This window comes from Moraxella equi (assembly GCF_002027555.1).
Taxonomy (GTDB): Bacteria; Pseudomonadota; Gammaproteobacteria; order Pseudomonadales; family Moraxellaceae; genus Moraxella; species Moraxella equi.
In genome coordinates, this window is record NZ_MXAP01000105.1 from 1 (window position 1) to 16,428 (window position 16,428).

A 16,428-nucleotide genomic window follows, 5' to 3' on the forward strand; every position below is an offset into this window, starting at 1 on the left:
AAGTTCGGTTGGTATATAATTCATCAGTCCATTTTCATTGGTCTAATTTCCCCAGAACCGATACACATCGCCCACATTCTCCACATCTATCACGCCATGGGCGATAAAAGCTATCGTGCGTGGTAGAAGCATGTGTTCTAGGGCATGAACCCTGTTTTGTAGCGTGGCAGGCGTGTCATTGGCGTGGACATCTAGCACCGCTTGGCTAAGCAGTTGCCCTGCATCAAGCTCTGCTGTGACCAAATGCACGCTGCAGCCGTGATACCGCTCGCCCGACTTTAATACTCGCTCGTGCGTGTCTAGCCCCTTATAGGCAGGGAGTAAGGACGGGTGCAGGTTTATCATGGGGGCGTTTAGCTCGTCTTTTACGCCATTGATAAATAATGGCGTTAGGATTTTCATAAAGCCTGCCAGCACCACCAAATCCACGCCCAACGGCTTTAATACATGAAGGGCAAGCCGTTCAAATTCGGCTCTTTTATAGGTTTTGCCTTGTTCGTTTTTGTCGATGACAAAGGTAGCGATATTGGCGTTTTTGGCACGAGTTAGGGCATAGGCATCCGCTTTGTTGCTGACGACAGCGACAATGTCAATGGGCAGTTTGCCTGATTGCATTTGGTCAATCAAAACTTGTAGGTTTGAGCCATTGCTAGAGACTAGGACGGCGATTTTTAATGTTTTCATATTAGCTAATACATTCAATGGGATATTTTATAATTTCACTATCTACCGTTAATACCGTTAAATGCTCGCACATGGCTTAGCTGATAATCATACGGTCAAAGGGGTCTTTATGATGAAATTCAAGGGTTTCTAGGTTTAGAATATGCGTTTAGGTAATTGGCAGGACTTCATAATAATGATATTTTTTGTTTTCTTTAATTAACTCATCAAGCGTTCTTGGTAAAAACAATTTACCCAATTGATATTTTATTTGCATCTCCCAAAATGTTGCCATGCTGATATAAAATACATCACTGGGATTTTGAAGTAAACTGGCAATATGCTTGGGCAATTTCTCAGGATAACAACTTGCCCAAATAAAATATGCGTATCCAACAGATATTTATTCATCACCATTCACTTATATAAAATATCGTCATCTGGAAACCAAAAGTCATCGCCCAAATAATCATCAAAATCATCACTCATTACCATACCACCCTTAAAAACCCCCAAACGTTTTTTGGCGATTTCTTGCTTATCTATTTTAACGATTTTATTTTGTAAAAATTCTAACAAAAAAGAATGGTTATCTGCTTTTAGATTTTCCAAAGCAGGTAATATCGCTTGTACTTTTGGTGATAATGCTGTGTTAGGAGTCTGCATAAAGCATCCTTTATAAATTGGGTTTATCTTTAAGCAATAAACCCAATTTACCAATTATTTAAAAGTCATTAACTCTTAAACATAAACCACCGCTTTATCGGCACGCTCTACAATCTGTCCGATTTGCCAAGCGGTTTCGCCTTGTGCGGTCAAAAATGCCAACGTTTCGTCTTTTTTATCGACAGGGACGACAATCACAAAGCCTACGCCACAGTTAAAGGTACGCACCATCTCACTTTGGGCGATGTTACCTGCCTGTTGTAGCCAGTCAAAGACAGCAGGAAATTCCCAAGTGGCAAGGTCAATCTCGGCAGATAGATTGTCGGGCAACACTCGGGGCAAGTTTTCGGTTAGACCGCCACCTGTAATATGTGCCATGGCGTGAATGCTAGCATTGCCAAGCTGTTTTTGTAGGGCGTTTACCGATTTGACATAAATGCGAGTGGGCTTCATAAGTGCGTCCGCTAAGCTCTCGCCATTATCTAGCGTATGAGCATTAACGTCCACGCCCGACACGTCAATCACTTTTCGCACGAGTGAGTAGCCGTTAGAATGCACGCCAGAGCTTGCCAGAGCAATCAGCACATCGCCATTTTGCACATTTGCCCCTGTGATGACCTCAGATTCTTCCACCACGCCCACACAAAAGCCTGCCAGGTCATAATCTTCGTCTTGATACATACCAGGCATTTCGGCAGTTTCGCCACCGATTAAGGCACAATTTGACAGCTGACAACCATCCCCAATCCCCTTGATGACTGTCTCGGCAACATCCACATCAAGTTTACCTGTGGCGTAATAATCTAAGAAAAATAATGGCTCGGCACCGCACACCAAAAGGTCATTTACGCACATTGCCACCAAGTCTTGACCGATGGTTTCGTGGCGGTTTAGGTCTAGGGCGAGCTTTAATTTGGTACCAACGCCGTCCGTGCCAGAGACCAAAAGGGGCGATTTATAGCCTTGTGGAATACGGCACAGCGCCCCAAACCCGCCAAGTCCGCCCACCACTTCGGGGCGTGTGGTCGCTTTGGCGACAGATTTGATGCGTTGGACAAGGGCTTCGCCTGCATCAATATCAACGCCTGCGTCTTTGTAGCTAAGAGAATGAGAAGTCATGAGAGTTCCTATTGGGTTAAATAAATTGTCCTATTATAACAAAAATCAGAGCGGATGATAACTTTTCGGGCGATATTTGTGATTTTTATAAAAATGCAAAAAAGCGCTTTACTAAACGCACTTTATCAAGTATAATTATGGCTGTTTTTCGGGCCTATAGCTCAGTTGGTTAGAGCAGAGGACTCATAATCCTTTGGTCGCAGGTTCAAGTCCTGCTGGGCCTACCATATTAAGTTTTATAATTTAAAGAATTAAGGGTTTGTTAATAAACAAACCCTTTTTATTGCCTACTTATAACAACCTTATAAAATAAGATTGTTACTTAAATCACTCCAATCCTTGCAATCCACCCTCACTACTCCGAATCAAAAATATTGCATTTGACAGCAGACGCCAAAAACGCCCTCAACAGCGTAACATCATCTGAAAACACCTGCTCTATCATGTCTGAATCAAAATACTTATCCATCACTGCTTGATATTTCTCATACCCCCCTGTGGGATATTTGTCAAAATCAAACACTTTATCTATATCGTCTATATCATCCATATCACCAAACTCCGCCCATACAATCATGTCCTGACCCAATGATGTGTCAAAAAACTCATCCATGAGCGGTAGTTCATCTTTGGTCAAGGCGGTGTTTACATAGTTTTCTGCCAGACTCTTGGTTTGTGATGTGGCGATATTTATGGCACACGCCTGCTTGGCGGTATCACGCTCTTGCAAACCATCCATTAATACATGTGTCACTATTTTATCAAAGATGGATTTGGTAAAATTCATGGTCGCCCCGTCATAGGCGGTCGCCTGCATAGATAATGCAAGGCATACGCCTAATAGGTATTTTTTCATGAGATACTCCTAATTTGTGGTTTTGATATCATAACACAAGATAAAGATAAGAAAAATACCCAAACAAAAAAGGGCGGAACAACCCACCCTTTTTTATATTTAACCAAAATTAATTAAACTTTAACTTATCAAACGTCAGCACCCCATTTTCTACCCCCACCGAAATGGTATCGCCTGCGACAAACTCGCCCGCTAGGAGCTTTTGAGCAAGGGGATTTTCAATCTCTTGGACAATGGCACGTTTGAGCGGTCTTGCCCCAAACACAGGGTCATAACCCACCGACACCAGTTCGTTCATTGCTTCGTCTGATAAGACGAGACCAAGCTCACGCTCTTTTAGTCTGGCTCTTAGGCGGTCAAGCTGAATGGACGCAATGCCTGCCATGTGCGACTGCCCGAGCGGATGAAAGACCACAATCTCATCAATACGGTTGATGAATTCGGGGCGAAAATGAGCATTCACCGACTCCATGACCGCCGATTTTATCTCTTCGTACTCGTCCCCTGCCATGTCAAATATTTTATGACTGCCAAGGTTTGACGTCATGATAATCACGGTGTTTTTAAAGTCCACCACACGCCCCTGAGAGTCGGTCAAACGCCCATCATCTAAGACTTGTAGTAGGATATTAAACACATCAGGGTGAGCCTTTTCCACTTCGTCAAACAGCACCACGCTATACGGCTTACGGCGAACCGCTTCGGTCAGTACGCCCCCTTCTTCATAGCCCACATAGCCGGGGGGAGCTCCCACCAGACGGCTCACGCTATGCTTTTCCATAAACTCGCTCATGTCAATGCGTACCATGGCGGTCTCGTCATCAAACAAAAAGTTCGCCAGCGATTTGGTCAGCTCGGTTTTGCCCACCCCTGTCGGGCCTAAAAATAGGAACGAACCACTGGGGCGGTTGGGGTCGGACAGTCCTGCACGGCTACGGCGGACGGCATTGGCAACCGATTTGACCGCTTCATCTTGACCGACCACACGCTCATGCAAAATCGTCTCCATGCCAAGCATTTTATCACGCTCGCCCTGCATCATCTTGGCAACAGGAACGCCTGTGGCGTGCGACACCACTTCGGCGATCTCATTGTCCGTTACCTTGTTTCTTAGGAGCTTGGGCGTGCCTGCGTCATCATGCTGTTCATCGGCAAGCTGTTTTTGCAAATTAGGAATAATCTCATATTGCAAACGCCCTGCCTGCTCCCAGTTGCTCTCACGTTGGGCTTTTTCTAGGGCAATGCGTGCCTTATCAAGCTCAATTTGGGCGTGCTTGGTGCCTTCTACTAGGGCTTTCTCGCTTTTCCAAATCTCTTCTAAATCATTGTATTCTTTACTTAATTCATCAATTTGGGCTTGCAACTGCTTAACTTGTGCAAGGCTACCTGCATCGTCTTCTTTTTTGACAGTTTCTAACTGCATTTTTAATTGAATGATGCGTCTGTCAAGTTTATCAAGGCTTTCAGGCTTGCTGTCAAGCTCCATTTTTATGCGAGATGCTGCCTCATCAATCAAATCAATCGCCTTGTCAGGCAGCTGGCGGTCAGTGATGTAGCGGTGCGACATTTTGGCGGCGGCGATAATGGCACTGTCAAGGATTTTGACCCCGTGATGTAGCTCATACCGCTCTTTTAGCCCACGCAAAATGGCAATGGTGTCCTCTACGCTTGGCTCGTCCACCAGCACCTTTTGAAAACGTCTCTCCAAGGCAGGGTCTTTTTCAATGTACTGGCGGTACTCATCAAGGGTAGTCGCCCCCACACAGCGTAACTCGCCACGGGCTAGGGCAGGTTTTAGCATATTGCCAGCATCCATGGCTCCGCTTGTCTTGCCTGCCCCAACCATGGTGTGCAATTCGTCAATAAACAGGATAATGTTACCGTCTTGTTTGGCAAGGTCGTTTAGCACGCCTTTTAAACGCTCTTCAAACTCGCCATGATATTTCGCCCCTGCGATGAGCGAACCCATGTCAAGCGATAAAACTTCTTTATTTTTTAGGCTCTCAGGCACTTCGCCATTGACGATACGGCTTGCCAAGCCCTCCACAATGGCGGTTTTACCCACCCCTGGTTCGCCTATTAGCACAGGGTTGTTTTTGGTGCGTCTTGACAAGACTTGCACGGTACGGCGAATCTCATCGTCTCGTCCGATGACAGGGTCAAGTTTGCCATCACGGGCTCGGTCAGTGAGATTGACGGTGTATTTTTCTAGGGCGTGTCTGGTGTCTTCGGCATTTTGAGTGTTCACGGTGTCTCCCCCACGGATATGGTTAATAATGGCTTGTAGTTTTTGGGCGTCCACGCCTGCATCTGTCAGCACCTTTTTGGTGTCGCCTGTTTGACTTAGGGCGAACAGCACCCATTCGCTTGGCACAAAGCTGTCGCCTGCTTTGGTGGCGAATTTATCAGCAAGGTTTAGCACTTGTGCCAAATCAGGGGCAAGACTGGCTTGACCTGTGGGCGTGGATAGGGTCGCCAAATCGTCTAGTTTTTTGGCGGTGTCGTGGTTTAGTCTGTTGATGTCCGCCCCCGCTTGGCTTAGCATGGCGACATTGCTCTCATCTTGGAGCATGACGGACAAAACGTGCATGGCAAAAATCGCTGTATGATCACGCCCCACCGCTAGGGATTGGGCGGATTGTAGGGTTTTTTGCACTCTTTGAGTGAGTTTATCAAAGTTCATGTTTTACCTTTTGTCGTTTATTTTTGCGTTTTGGGAAAATTTTTCCCACTTGTCAAATATATGCTTGACAAATGCAAAATTTTCAATAACAAAAAATTGGCTAAACCATAAAATTTCTATAAACTATTGATTTTTATATAAATTTATAAATTTTTAAAAATCCCTTGTAATTTTTACACCCATTCCCATATAGGTTTTGTTACTTTAACTCAACTCAAAACATGAATTGCTTCTGCTAAAGTTAAGAAGCAATGAATTAGGAGAACTACATGACTCGTCTAGCCCTACATACCGTTGATACCGCCCCCGAAAAAGCCAAAGAGCGTGTTGAAGCGGTACAAAAAGCTAACGGCTTTATCCCAAATCTTATCGGCGTACTTGCCAACTCACCCCAAGCCCTTGAAATGTATCAAGAAGTGAGCAAACTAAACAGCAAAAACTCGCTGACTGCCGAAGAGATTGAAGTCATTCAAATCACCGCTGCCGTGCATAATGGCTGTGATTTTTGTGTGGCAGGACACACCAAGATTGCCGAAGTTCGCCTAAAAATGTCGCCTGCGGTCGTAGAAGCGTTGCGTACTCGCACCAATATTGACGAAAACGCCAAATACCAAGCCCTAGCCCAGTTCACCATGCAACTTATCGACAAACGTGGTCAAGTCTCTGACGAAGAGCTAGAAGCGTTTAAATCAGTCGGCTACAATGACCAAAATGTCCTAGATGTCATCATGGGCGTGGCACTATCTACTCTGTGCAACTACGCTAACACCGTTGCCAAGACCGACATCAACCCAGAGCTTGTCGCTTTTGGCCCAAACCGTTAATGCTTGACCATTTTAAACAATGATTAAAATCTTGTTAAACATATATTTAAAATATAAATATTATCACAAAATAGATAAATAATCATTGTCAAACACTCATAAAACCCTTATAATAATAAGGGTTTTATTTTTGTCCGCCATTTATCGACAAGTTTTTTGTTATAGTCAAACAAATTTGAAATAAGACAAGGAAAACGAGCGAAGTTGTACAAGTAGTACTACGAGCGAGTTTGACGCAGTATTATTTCAAAGTTGGCAGACCATAAAACAAATCTTTTAGCAACAACCGTTTTTATGCTTGTATTTATCAATGGCGATTGTATAATAATATTGATTGATGTCAATTTTTTGGACAACAGCTAACACCTTGACATTAATTCATTCACAACCACTCATTTTAAGGAATACACCATGCGTACAGACATGTTCCAACAAATTCTAGACGACCTAAACAGCTCATCTGCGGATGTCGAAGCCTCTGCCCTTATCTCAACAGACGGCTTGATGATTGCCTCCGCCCTACCCTCTGGCATTGACGAAGACCGTGTGGGTGCGATGAGTGCCGCCCTACTGTCACTAGGCGACCGTGCAGGCACTGAGCTGGCTCGTGGTAAAATCGACCGCCTACTCGTACAAGGCGAGAAAGGCTATGTCATCATGACCTCAGCAGGCGGAGAAGCAGTACTGACCATTCTTGCCAAACCAAATGCTAAACTAGGCTTGATTTTCCTAGACATCAAATGCGCCTCAGAAGCCTTGGCAAAACTCATCTAAATCCTTTGCCTTATTTTATTAACAAGTTAAATTAAGGAGACTTGTTTTGAGTATTCAATTAGAAGACATGGCAAAACCTGCCGGCGATGCCACCGAACATACCCTAACTTTCTTTGATGGCACGACACGCACCGTTTATGACACTGGCGTAGAACGCCCGTTTCCTGACGGCAGACTCATCGTCTCTCGCACCGACTTAGATGGCGTACTTACTCACGTAAACGATGCCTTTGTTGAGATTAGTGGCTATACCGAAGACGAGCTTATCGGCAAGCCCCAGCACATCCTACGCCACCCCGACATGCCAAAAGCCGCCTATGCCGACCTATGGGCGACCGTCAAAGCGGGCAACAAATGGCACGGCTATGTCAAAAACCTATGCAAAGACGGCTCGCACTACTGGGTGTATGCCACTGTTGTGCCAAACGTGCGTCGTGGCGAAACCGTGGGTTATACGTCTGTACGCCGTAAGCCTAGCCGTAGTAAGATTGAAGCGGCAACTGCCCAATACGTTACCATGAAAGGAGCAGAATAATGGCTCATAATTTTCTGATTGCCCCTGATTTCTCGCCAGAGCGTTTTGCTGGTTGGCACATGTTTAACACCTTGCTACAAAAACGCTCGGGTCAAGCGTTGCACCTTATCACGCCCGCCTCACACGCTGAGCAAGAAAATAGCGTAGCAAAATACGATGTTAAAATCATCTACGCCAACCCTTTTGATGCTGCCAAACTCATTCGTGAAGATGGCTACCGTGCTGTTGCTCGCCCTGTTGGTAAGTCTGACGAAATGGCAATCATCTCATCAGCAGGTGGCAATATCAAGACCTTGGATGATTTAAAAGCAGGTGCCAAAATCGCCATGGCAGACAACCGTGATGTCAAACTCATCGGTCTGCGTCTGCTTGAAGCGGTGGATTTGACCGAAGATGATGTTGAATTTGTCATCACTGAGACTTATCAAGCCGCCGCCAAACAAGTGGTCAAAGGCGAAGCGGATGCGGCATTTTTTATCGCTGAGATTTATCATTCACTGTCCAAGCTGACCAAATCACAACTTAATGTACTCATCGAGAGTAACATCGCCACCATCTCGCATGTTATTTTGGTCAAAGACGGCTTTGCCGAGGCAGACGATGTCGCCAAAGTAATTTTGTCACTAAAAGATGATGCCGATGGTCAGGCGGTGCTAAGCGAGCTTGGCATGCCTGATGGTTTTGAACCCATGGATGAAGAAGATGCCGAGTTCATGATTGACCTTATGGAAACTTTGCTTGACTAGTAGGGTTGCAGGTGGGTTTGGCTGTGCCAAGCCCATTTGTTTTTATTTACCATCACAGATGAGCTTATGAACAGAACCAAACATGCCGATGCTTATCACCGCTTTCGTCATTATTCTCGGGCGGTACTAAGCAGTCCTTCGGTGGCAGAATATCACAAAGAGCGGATTAATATCGCCAAAAAATTAGACGAAAGCGAACCCTTGCAAGGGGCGTTATCAGACTATTTTTTTGGCTGTTGGTATGATGTCCCCATGATTCGCCCCGAGTTCATCCAAGAGTTTGAATCTCGCCTTAGCACCCAAGCATGGCAAATCATCAATGACTGCATGTCACGGCAATATTATCTACAAAAAAATAATCTCTTGGCGACACGTTGGAGTGTGATTACCACGCCCACTCTTGATGTGCCTAGCCATAAACTGCGTGCCAGCAGTGATGATGCCGCTCATCTCGCCCAAAGTCTGTTAGAGTCTATTTTAACCGCTCACAAAGCCCAAAATTTTGATGAAGTCACTCGCTTAGAAGATGAGTTTTTTGACCACTGTCTTGCCTGTCATGACCTAGTGGCGTTTATGAAAGCATGGTTCAAATTAGGCAAACATGACTGGGATTTTGACATGCGGTGGGTCGCTTGCCGTACCGAGCTTGAACGACTAACGCAGTGATTTTTATTTTAAGATTTTTTAAATTTTCATTTTTAGACTATTTTTTTATTTTTGTTTTTACCTATGACCGCTAGGGTCTGGTTGTTGGAGACAATATGGCATTAAAAATATTATTGGCAGGTTTTTCAGGCCCGAGTGCTGGGGCATTGACCTTGTTATTACAACGCAACTATCCCGATGTGGAGTATTTGGTATTAGAACGCTGTTTTAGTGATGATTTACGCCTAACCCTGCCCACGCTTGGTAGAAGTGCTGATGATGTCTTTGCTGCCATCGTCAATCTTGATGGTGTGGGCATGTCACTTTTTAACGACCAACACATCAAAAACTTGGTGGATTTTTTGGATTTTCGGGCGTCTTTATTATTGACACGCAGTAATATCAGACAGTGGCAAAATGCTGACTTTCTGCCCCATGCCACCAGTTTCTTTTTAAGCACGCCTTATACGAAACAAGACATGGAAGCGGTACTCTCCCAGCTTGTCAGTACCGCCACTCGCCTACAAGAAAACCCCGCCGATACCGCCAAAAACCGTGCCTTAATCCGCACCAAAGCCGTGGGACATCTGGACGACAACGACAACACTCCAAGCAGCACCACTCAAAGTCACAGTGAAGATGGCGAGTTCGTCCAAAGCGTGATTAGCACCTATTTTAGTGGTGTTTGCCCCAATAATATCATGTATAAACTCATTGAAATTTTCTCCCAAGAGCATCCCTTTAAAGTGGCGGTCGGCAACCAAACGGTCTATGTCTATCCCAAAAAATCCATCGCCTTGGTACAAAGCCTTGAACGCCTGCTTGACTATTTTTCGGTAGCAGGTAACTGTCAAGTTTTAAAAACCAACATTACTAATACCGCTCTAAGCGACAGCGAGTTTGACAGAGTGCTACAGAATATCAAAAGCCAGGGTTATCGCCGTTATTCATTAAACAGCTTTTTATGGCAAATCTATTCGGTCATCTTGCCTGCTCGTATCAACGTGCCCAGAAATACCCTAAAATTAAAAATCCGCTACATGCTCAACTTCTCAGGCATGAAAGACATCCCTGAATACGTGCATGCGGTCGTGTCATCATGTTTGGTCGTTCCCAAAAACCTTGACCAACTAGACATGGTATTTGGCGAGTTAACCCAAAAAAACCCGTCCATTCTGCATCGCATATTCTTGCTATCCATTCTGTCAGGGTCAGCAGACATTGATGTACTAAAACGCTCGTTCTATACTGAAAACCCCTTAGATAAAATCCTAAGTGAAGAAGAGATAAAGCTCGTTAGCGAGCCTGAACCTATGCCTGAGCTTACCCCCAACAAGGGTGTTGCCCAAGCTGCCAAAACTGGATTTTTTAAACGACTGCTTAGCAAACTGTCATTTTAATCACAACACCAATCATGAGACGGAGAGTATAATGAGCATTATTGTCGAAGCCCGTGAACAAACTTACAAACTCATCATCGCAGGTCCTGTGGGGGCAGGCAAGACAGCTGCCATTCAAGTGCTGTCCGACAAAGGCGTAGTAACCACCGATGACGTGGCGTCCGATGATGTCAAACTCATGAAAAAAACCACCACAGTCGCCATGGACTATGGGGTCATGATACTAGACAGTGGCGAGCAGGTGCGACTGTACGGCACCCCCGGTCAGAGACGTTTTGACTTTATGTGGGAGATTCTAAGCGAGAACGCCTTGGGGCTCATCCTACTACTTAACGCCGAAGAGCAAGACCCTGTGGGCGACCTAGATTATTATCTGGATGCTTTTTCACCGCTCATCAAAGGCAGCGCCTTGGTGGTCGGTGTAACCCATGCTGAGAACATGCCTTGGGATTTGCATGACGCACTCTCAGAGCGACTGGTCGAGCGTGGTGTTGCCGCTAACGTGATGGTGGTCGATGCTCGTGACCGTGAACAGATGCGTCGCATGGTGCGCTCACTCATCTACATGATTTCATCTTAACTTTTCTATTCGGTAACCCATCATGCCAAACGACCGCCAAAACCCCTACCTTGCTCTTACGCCATCTGGTGTCATGCATGCCTTTGCTGATGCCAGTCCCAACGAAAAACAGCAAGCCCTGCAAGCACTCGTCTCACAAAGCCATTCCATGCCCACCGAAGAGTGGTTGGGCAAATATTCACACGAATGGCTTGACGAGTTTAATGAAAAAGGCTGGGTACAACGCCTATCGCAAGATTTGCCCGCCCCTAATATGCCACTGGATAAATTTTTGCCTTATGTCGTGGCAAGTCTGTCAGGCACACGCAAAGCCGCCATCGGCTCTAACGAAGGCTTTTGCCTAGCTCGCATTGGCTATACCACTGATGAAGCCGACAGACTAGCAGTGGCAGGGGCGGACTTTTTTGACTTTTTTGTACGGCAACGTGAGCGTGGGCTTGCCATCGCCGAACAAGCCGTGTCGCTCTTTGATGATGTCGCCCTGCTTATGCCTACCACCAGTTTTATGTTTTTATGGATTGATGGTACAGGCTATGTACTTATCCTAGATGGCGAACCTTTGACCAACAACCGAGCTTTGGTTGAGCTGGTTTGGGCGATTAAGACATCAGGGTTGCGGTTTAGTAAGGGTGATGATGATTTGGCATAAACCAAGCATAAACAACAAACCTATTCAACTCCTACCCAAGCACCACCCTTTTATCATGAAACGATAGCAAAGTACTTCTATGCCCCACACTCACAATTATCGCTTGGGGTAGCTCGTCCCTTAGCGTGGTATAAAGGGCGGTCTCGGTCGGCTCATCTAGGGCGGACGTGGTTTCATCAAGAAACACCACAGACGGCTTAACCAGTAACGCTCGCACAAATGCCACTCGTTGCAACTCCCCTGGCGACAGATTGACCTGCCAATCGCCGTCCACGTCTAAGGCGTGAATGTGCTTACCCAGATGACAGCGTGCCATGACCGCCTTTATCTTGTCATCATCTGCCTGTATGTCAGGATAGCAAATGGCGTGTCTTAGTGTACCTTGTGGCATATAGGGGCGTTGGGGCAAAAACAGCGTTTTGGCGGTTGGCATGACCGCTTGCCCTGTCGTGCCAAAGGGATAAATCCCTGCCATCGCCTTTAATAACGTGGTTTTGCCTGTGCCTGACGTGCCTTGTATCAGTAAGGCTTGCCCTGTGTGTAACATGATATTTATGCCGTCAATCAAGGTTTTATCATCAGCAGTTTTTATACCGAAGTCTTTTAATATCAATACGTTATCATCGTGTTTTGTTGTTGATTTGCCAAGTGGTGTATCGTCTAGCACATCAAGCCGTGTCAAAAAGCCATACAGACGGTTAAGCCGTGCTTGATATAGTGTAAAGCTCTCATAAAACAGCCGAAAAAACGACAACGCTCGCATGAGTCGGTTAAAGGACTGCACCGTTTGGTGCATATCGCCCAGTTTTATCTCGCCTGCAAAAAAACGTGGGGCTTGGAGCATCAAGGGCAATAATTGAGCCACTTGGGTTACGCCTGTATTAAAGCCGTCAAGCCCCAACAGTCTGCGAATTATCGCCCATCGGTTGTCAATAATCGCCCCAAATCGCCCTGCCAAATGGCGTTTTTCTTGGTGTTCGCCATCATAAAAGGCAATGCTCTCGGCATTGTCCGCCACTCGGATGAGCGAATAACGATAATCGCCGTGCAAGCGTTCTTTGTCAAAATTTAACCTGATGAGCGGTCGCCCAATCCACACCGACAAAGCAGTCGCCACGATGATAAAGGTATAAATAAAAAACACCACACCCTTTGGCACGCTCACGCCAAACACACTCAAAATCCCCGACAACCCCCACAATATAATCGTAAACTCAATGATAGACATCACGGCATTGATGACCCCACGCACCATCTCCACCGTGGTTGTGATAAATTCCTTAGCGTCTTGCTCGATACGCTGGTCGATGTTGTCAGGCGTGCGTTGGTCGTGGGTGTGTTTTAGGCGGTAGTAATTTTTGTGCGACAAATAACGGTCAAGTAGCACGGCATTCAACCGCTCCCACCATTTAATCTCAAAGGCTTCGCCCACAAATCTATCCACCACGTCTTGTGCCACTTTAAACATCATCAAACTGGCATTCAGCAGAGCAAAAAACCAAAACGCCTGTGCGTCCATGTCTTGTAATGAGCTGTACAATTTATTGTAAAACTGCGTATTTAGCACGCTGATTTTGACTTCCAAAAGCACAAAGAAAATCAAAAGACCTATCATCACAAGGGCTTTGGCGATGTTGGTACGGTTTAGGCAAGGCTTGGCAATATGCCAAAATTTTTTGCCAAAGGGAGTAAATTTTAACGCCCACACCGACACGCCAAGCACCACCGCCACCCAAAAAAACGCCTTAAATAGCCAAAATACTGCCGTGATAAGCTCGTGTTGCCAATTCATAACTTGCCTTGTTTTTAAAAATAAAAACCCTTTTTCAAAGCGAAAAAGGGCAAAAAGTGTGTGTTATCAATATTTAAAAGTCAAAGTCGCACGAATGTTGCGTGGCTCGCCATAAGAGACAAGCTGAGAGTTGGGTGTTGTGCCGATAAGATAGTCTTTGTCTGTCAAGTTTTTGACCGCCAAACCTACGCCCCAATTTTTGGCTTCATAACCTGCCTTAGCGTCAAGCACGGTATAGGCTGGCAAATCCATAAAACTCGTGCCACGCCATGCCGTCCGCTCGCCTTGATAGCGAATACCGCCACCGACATACCAACCCAAACGGTCGGGGCTAAAATGATACTGCGTGGATAGCGATGCAGAGTGCTTGGGAATTTGGCTGATACGCTTGCCGATGTCTTGCGTGGTGGTGCTTTTTGTGATTTTGGCAGTTGGAATATGACTGTATGAGCCTGAAATATTCCATTGATTATTCATCACAAACGCAGTTTCAAACTCAAAGCCTTTGGTGCGTTGCTTACCCACAAGCTTGCTGTATCCTGTACTGATTCCACTATCGTCATAAATCGTTTCGGCAACGTTTTTGCGAGTGATGTCATAGGCGGACACATAGCCTTGCAAGCGTTTGTCAAAGCCTTGAAATTTTACGCCAATTTCGGTATTTTGACCTTTTTCAGGGTCTAGCACTTCGCCATTTTGTCCTGTGCTGGTGTTTTGTTGAAAGGACGTACCAAAACTCACATAAGGGGCGAATTTGCCTTGATAATCATACATGGCAGACACACTGCCTGTAAATTCACCGTCCGAACGTTTGGCATTTGCCCCTGTCAGCACGTTGTCCACGTCTGTTTTTGCCCAGTCGTGGCGGACGCTTGCCCCAAAAATCCAGTCATCATAACGCATACTGTCCTTGGCGTACAGTCCTGCGTACTGGGTGGTGGTAATATTTTGGCTAGGCGTACCTTCTGTGATGCTTGATACGTCATAGCTTGGATTGTTAATATCAAAATTAGGGTAAGCTCGGTCATTGCGGCGATAATAGTCGCTTTTTTCACGCAACAGGTCAAGCCCTACCGTTACATCATGCTCAACATTACCTGTATTAAAATAAGTCTCAAAGCGGTTGTCGCTGGTGAGCATGGTATCTTTTTTGATTTGATTGTTGATTTGGCGACCGATATTGCCCGTGCTATAAAAATTGTTATGAGCGGTTGAAAGTACGGGCTTGCCGTCCGTGTCGGTTTTGTTAATGGCAAAAATGGATTTAAAGGTGAGCTTGTCATTGAGACGATGAACCAAATCATAGCCCAAACGCAAGGTTTTTTGTTCATAACCATAATCAGGCAAGCCAAAAAACGTACTGGACGAATACTGCTCGTGGGCATTGCGTACGGTTTGCTCGCCTGTGGTAAGGTTTATGGTGTTGTTGTGTGGCAAGCCCTGCTGACGGATATAATCACGCCATTGATAACTACCCAAAAGGGTCAAATCGGTGTCATCGCCCAAATCAAACGTATAGCTTGGGGCGATGTAGTTGTCTTTAAAATAGACATAATCCGTTGCGTCATCACGGTCAGAAAAACGACCGTTTAGGCGGAACGCTCCTTTTTTGCTGTCGTTTGGGGCGTAGTTCAAATCATAGGCAAATTCTTTGTTATTAAAACTGCCAACCGTGATTTTGCCTTTGGCAAAGGTCTCGCTGTCAGGGCGTTTTGAGGTGATATTAACAATCCCACTTGGCAATGCCATGCCGTAACCTGTGGTGGTCGTGCCTTTAACCACTTCTATGCTGTCCGCCCCTGCCACGTCCCACGCTCGCAGGTTATTGGACGACATCTGTACACGCATACCGTCCACATACATTTGATTACTTGACACCTGCCCACGAATAATAAAGTCGTCCCAACCACGGCGACCCTGCACGCCTGACGACACGCCTGCCACATTTTCCAAAAGCTCGGCAACGGTGCTGGCTTGTTTTTGCTCTACCTGCTGTGGGGTTAGCACGCTCACTGACTGGGCGGTCTCGTATAGAGGACTGTCGTCTTTTAGGGAATTGGGGGTGATGGCGACATATTTGCCTGCCTCTTTTGAGATGGTGATGGTTTCATGCCCTAGCATGACGGTCGGCTCACCATCATTTGCCTGAGCATTGGTCGCAACAAGCATGGCAACGCTTAATAAAGACAAGGGGAATTTACGCATGATACAATATACCTAATAAAAATGATAATGAGTTGTATTATGTATTATATTTGTAAATGGGTGTGTAATACTATTGCAAATATGATTTATTTTATTAATTTATTAGTTTTATTTTTTAAATAAAAATATCTTAGGCTCTATTTTGAGTATTTTTAAATGCCTATAAACCCATCGCAAAATTAGACCCACACCCAACTATTTTTTAAAAATTTTTATATTTTCATTCCAAAAACTATTGTCATCGCTCTGTAACTACTCTATAATAAAAGTCACCCCACTCTCAACTAACAC

Annotated in this window: 15 protein-coding genes and 1 tRNA gene; 9 read left to right on the forward strand and 7 right to left on the reverse strand. The window is 45.4% G+C overall.

From position 1 onward, the window contains the following. Positions 1-42 precede the first annotated feature (42 nt). The 3 genes from purN to purM all read right to left on the reverse strand — a co-directional run bounded on the left by purN (position 43) and on the right by purM (position 2,448). Positions 43-684, reverse strand: a complete 642-nt coding sequence (purN, locus tag B5J93_RS10185; RefSeq protein WP_079326272.1) for a phosphoribosylglycinamide formyltransferase — start codon at positions 682-684, stop codon at positions 43-45. 396 nt (positions 685-1,080) lie between these two features. Then, positions 1,081-1,329, reverse strand: a complete 249-nt coding sequence (locus B5J93_RS10195; RefSeq protein ID WP_079326274.1) for a hypothetical protein — start codon at positions 1,327-1,329, stop codon at positions 1,081-1,083. A gap of 75 nt (positions 1,330-1,404) precedes the next feature. Then, entirely contained in the window at positions 1,405-2,448 is a 1,044-nt protein-coding gene (purM, locus tag B5J93_RS10200; RefSeq protein ID WP_079326275.1) for a phosphoribosylformylglycinamidine cyclo-ligase, read from the reverse strand. 150 nt (positions 2,449-2,598) lie between these two features. On the opposite strand from purM, the gene B5J93_RS10205 reads away from it, so the two are divergent. Next, positions 2,599-2,675 (forward strand) — tRNA-Ile (locus B5J93_RS10205). 128 nt (positions 2,676-2,803) lie between these two features. On the opposite strand, the gene B5J93_RS10210 is transcribed toward B5J93_RS10205, so the two are convergent. Continuing rightward, complete coding sequence (locus B5J93_RS10210; RefSeq protein WP_079326276.1) at positions 2,804-3,304, reverse strand: hypothetical protein; 501 nt, start codon at positions 3,302-3,304, stop codon at positions 2,804-2,806. A 109-nt stretch (positions 3,305-3,413) separates the two neighbouring features. Further along, entirely contained in the window at positions 3,414-5,987 is a 2,574-nt protein-coding gene (gene clpB / locus B5J93_RS10215) for an ATP-dependent chaperone ClpB (RefSeq protein WP_079326277.1), read from the reverse strand. A gap of 269 nt (positions 5,988-6,256) precedes the next feature. Between clpB and B5J93_RS10220 the strand changes: the two genes are divergently transcribed. From B5J93_RS10220 to B5J93_RS10255, 8 genes are all read left to right on the forward strand, one after another. After that, positions 6,257-6,811, forward strand: coding sequence for a carboxymuconolactone decarboxylase family protein (locus tag B5J93_RS10220; protein ID WP_079326278.1), 555 nt, complete (start codon positions 6,257-6,259; stop codon positions 6,809-6,811). A gap of 411 nt (positions 6,812-7,222) precedes the next feature. After that, positions 7,223-7,585, forward strand: a complete 363-nt coding sequence (locus tag B5J93_RS10225; protein ID WP_079326279.1) for a roadblock/LC7 domain-containing protein — start codon at positions 7,223-7,225, stop codon at positions 7,583-7,585. 46 nt (positions 7,586-7,631) lie between these two features. After that, the gene (locus B5J93_RS10230) at positions 7,632-8,120 is read left to right on the forward strand and encodes a PAS domain-containing protein (protein WP_228144924.1); all 489 of its coding nucleotides are present in this window, start codon (positions 7,632-7,634) and stop codon (positions 8,118-8,120) included. After that, positions 8,120-8,866, forward strand: coding sequence for a PhnD/SsuA/transferrin family substrate-binding protein (locus B5J93_RS10235; protein WP_079326280.1), 747 nt, complete (start codon positions 8,120-8,122; stop codon positions 8,864-8,866). Before B5J93_RS10230 ends, B5J93_RS10235 begins: the two co-directional genes overlap by 1 nt. Before the next feature lie 66 nt (positions 8,867-8,932). Beyond that, the gene (locus tag B5J93_RS10240) at positions 8,933-9,532 is read left to right on the forward strand and encodes a hypothetical protein (protein ID WP_143823531.1); all 600 of its coding nucleotides are present in this window, start codon (positions 8,933-8,935) and stop codon (positions 9,530-9,532) included. A gap of 95 nt (positions 9,533-9,627) precedes the next feature. After that, positions 9,628-10,911, forward strand: coding sequence for a hypothetical protein (locus B5J93_RS10245; protein WP_079326282.1), 1,284 nt, complete (start codon positions 9,628-9,630; stop codon positions 10,909-10,911). A gap of 31 nt (positions 10,912-10,942) precedes the next feature. Beyond that, a complete protein-coding gene (locus B5J93_RS10250; RefSeq protein ID WP_079326283.1) occupies positions 10,943-11,491 on the forward strand; it encodes a GTP-binding protein in 549 nt (182 codons plus the stop codon). Between the two features lie 22 nt (positions 11,492-11,513). Next, positions 11,514-12,140, forward strand: a complete 627-nt coding sequence (locus B5J93_RS10255; RefSeq protein WP_079326284.1) for a hypothetical protein — start codon at positions 11,514-11,516, stop codon at positions 12,138-12,140. Between the two features lie 31 nt (positions 12,141-12,171). Here the strand turns inward: B5J93_RS10255 and B5J93_RS10260 are convergent, their stop codons facing one another. Then, positions 12,172-13,932 carry an ABC transporter ATP-binding protein/permease gene (locus B5J93_RS10260; RefSeq protein WP_079326285.1) on the reverse strand — a complete coding sequence of 587 codons (1,761 nt, stop codon included), beginning with the start codon at positions 13,930-13,932 and terminating at the stop codon, positions 12,172-12,174. Positions 13,933-13,998: 66 nt separating this feature from the next. Further along, on the reverse strand, positions 13,999-16,137 hold the full coding sequence (locus tag B5J93_RS10265; protein ID WP_079326286.1) for a TonB-dependent siderophore receptor: 2,139 nt from the start codon (positions 16,135-16,137) through the stop codon (positions 13,999-14,001). Positions 16,138-16,428: the final 291 nt, after the last annotated feature.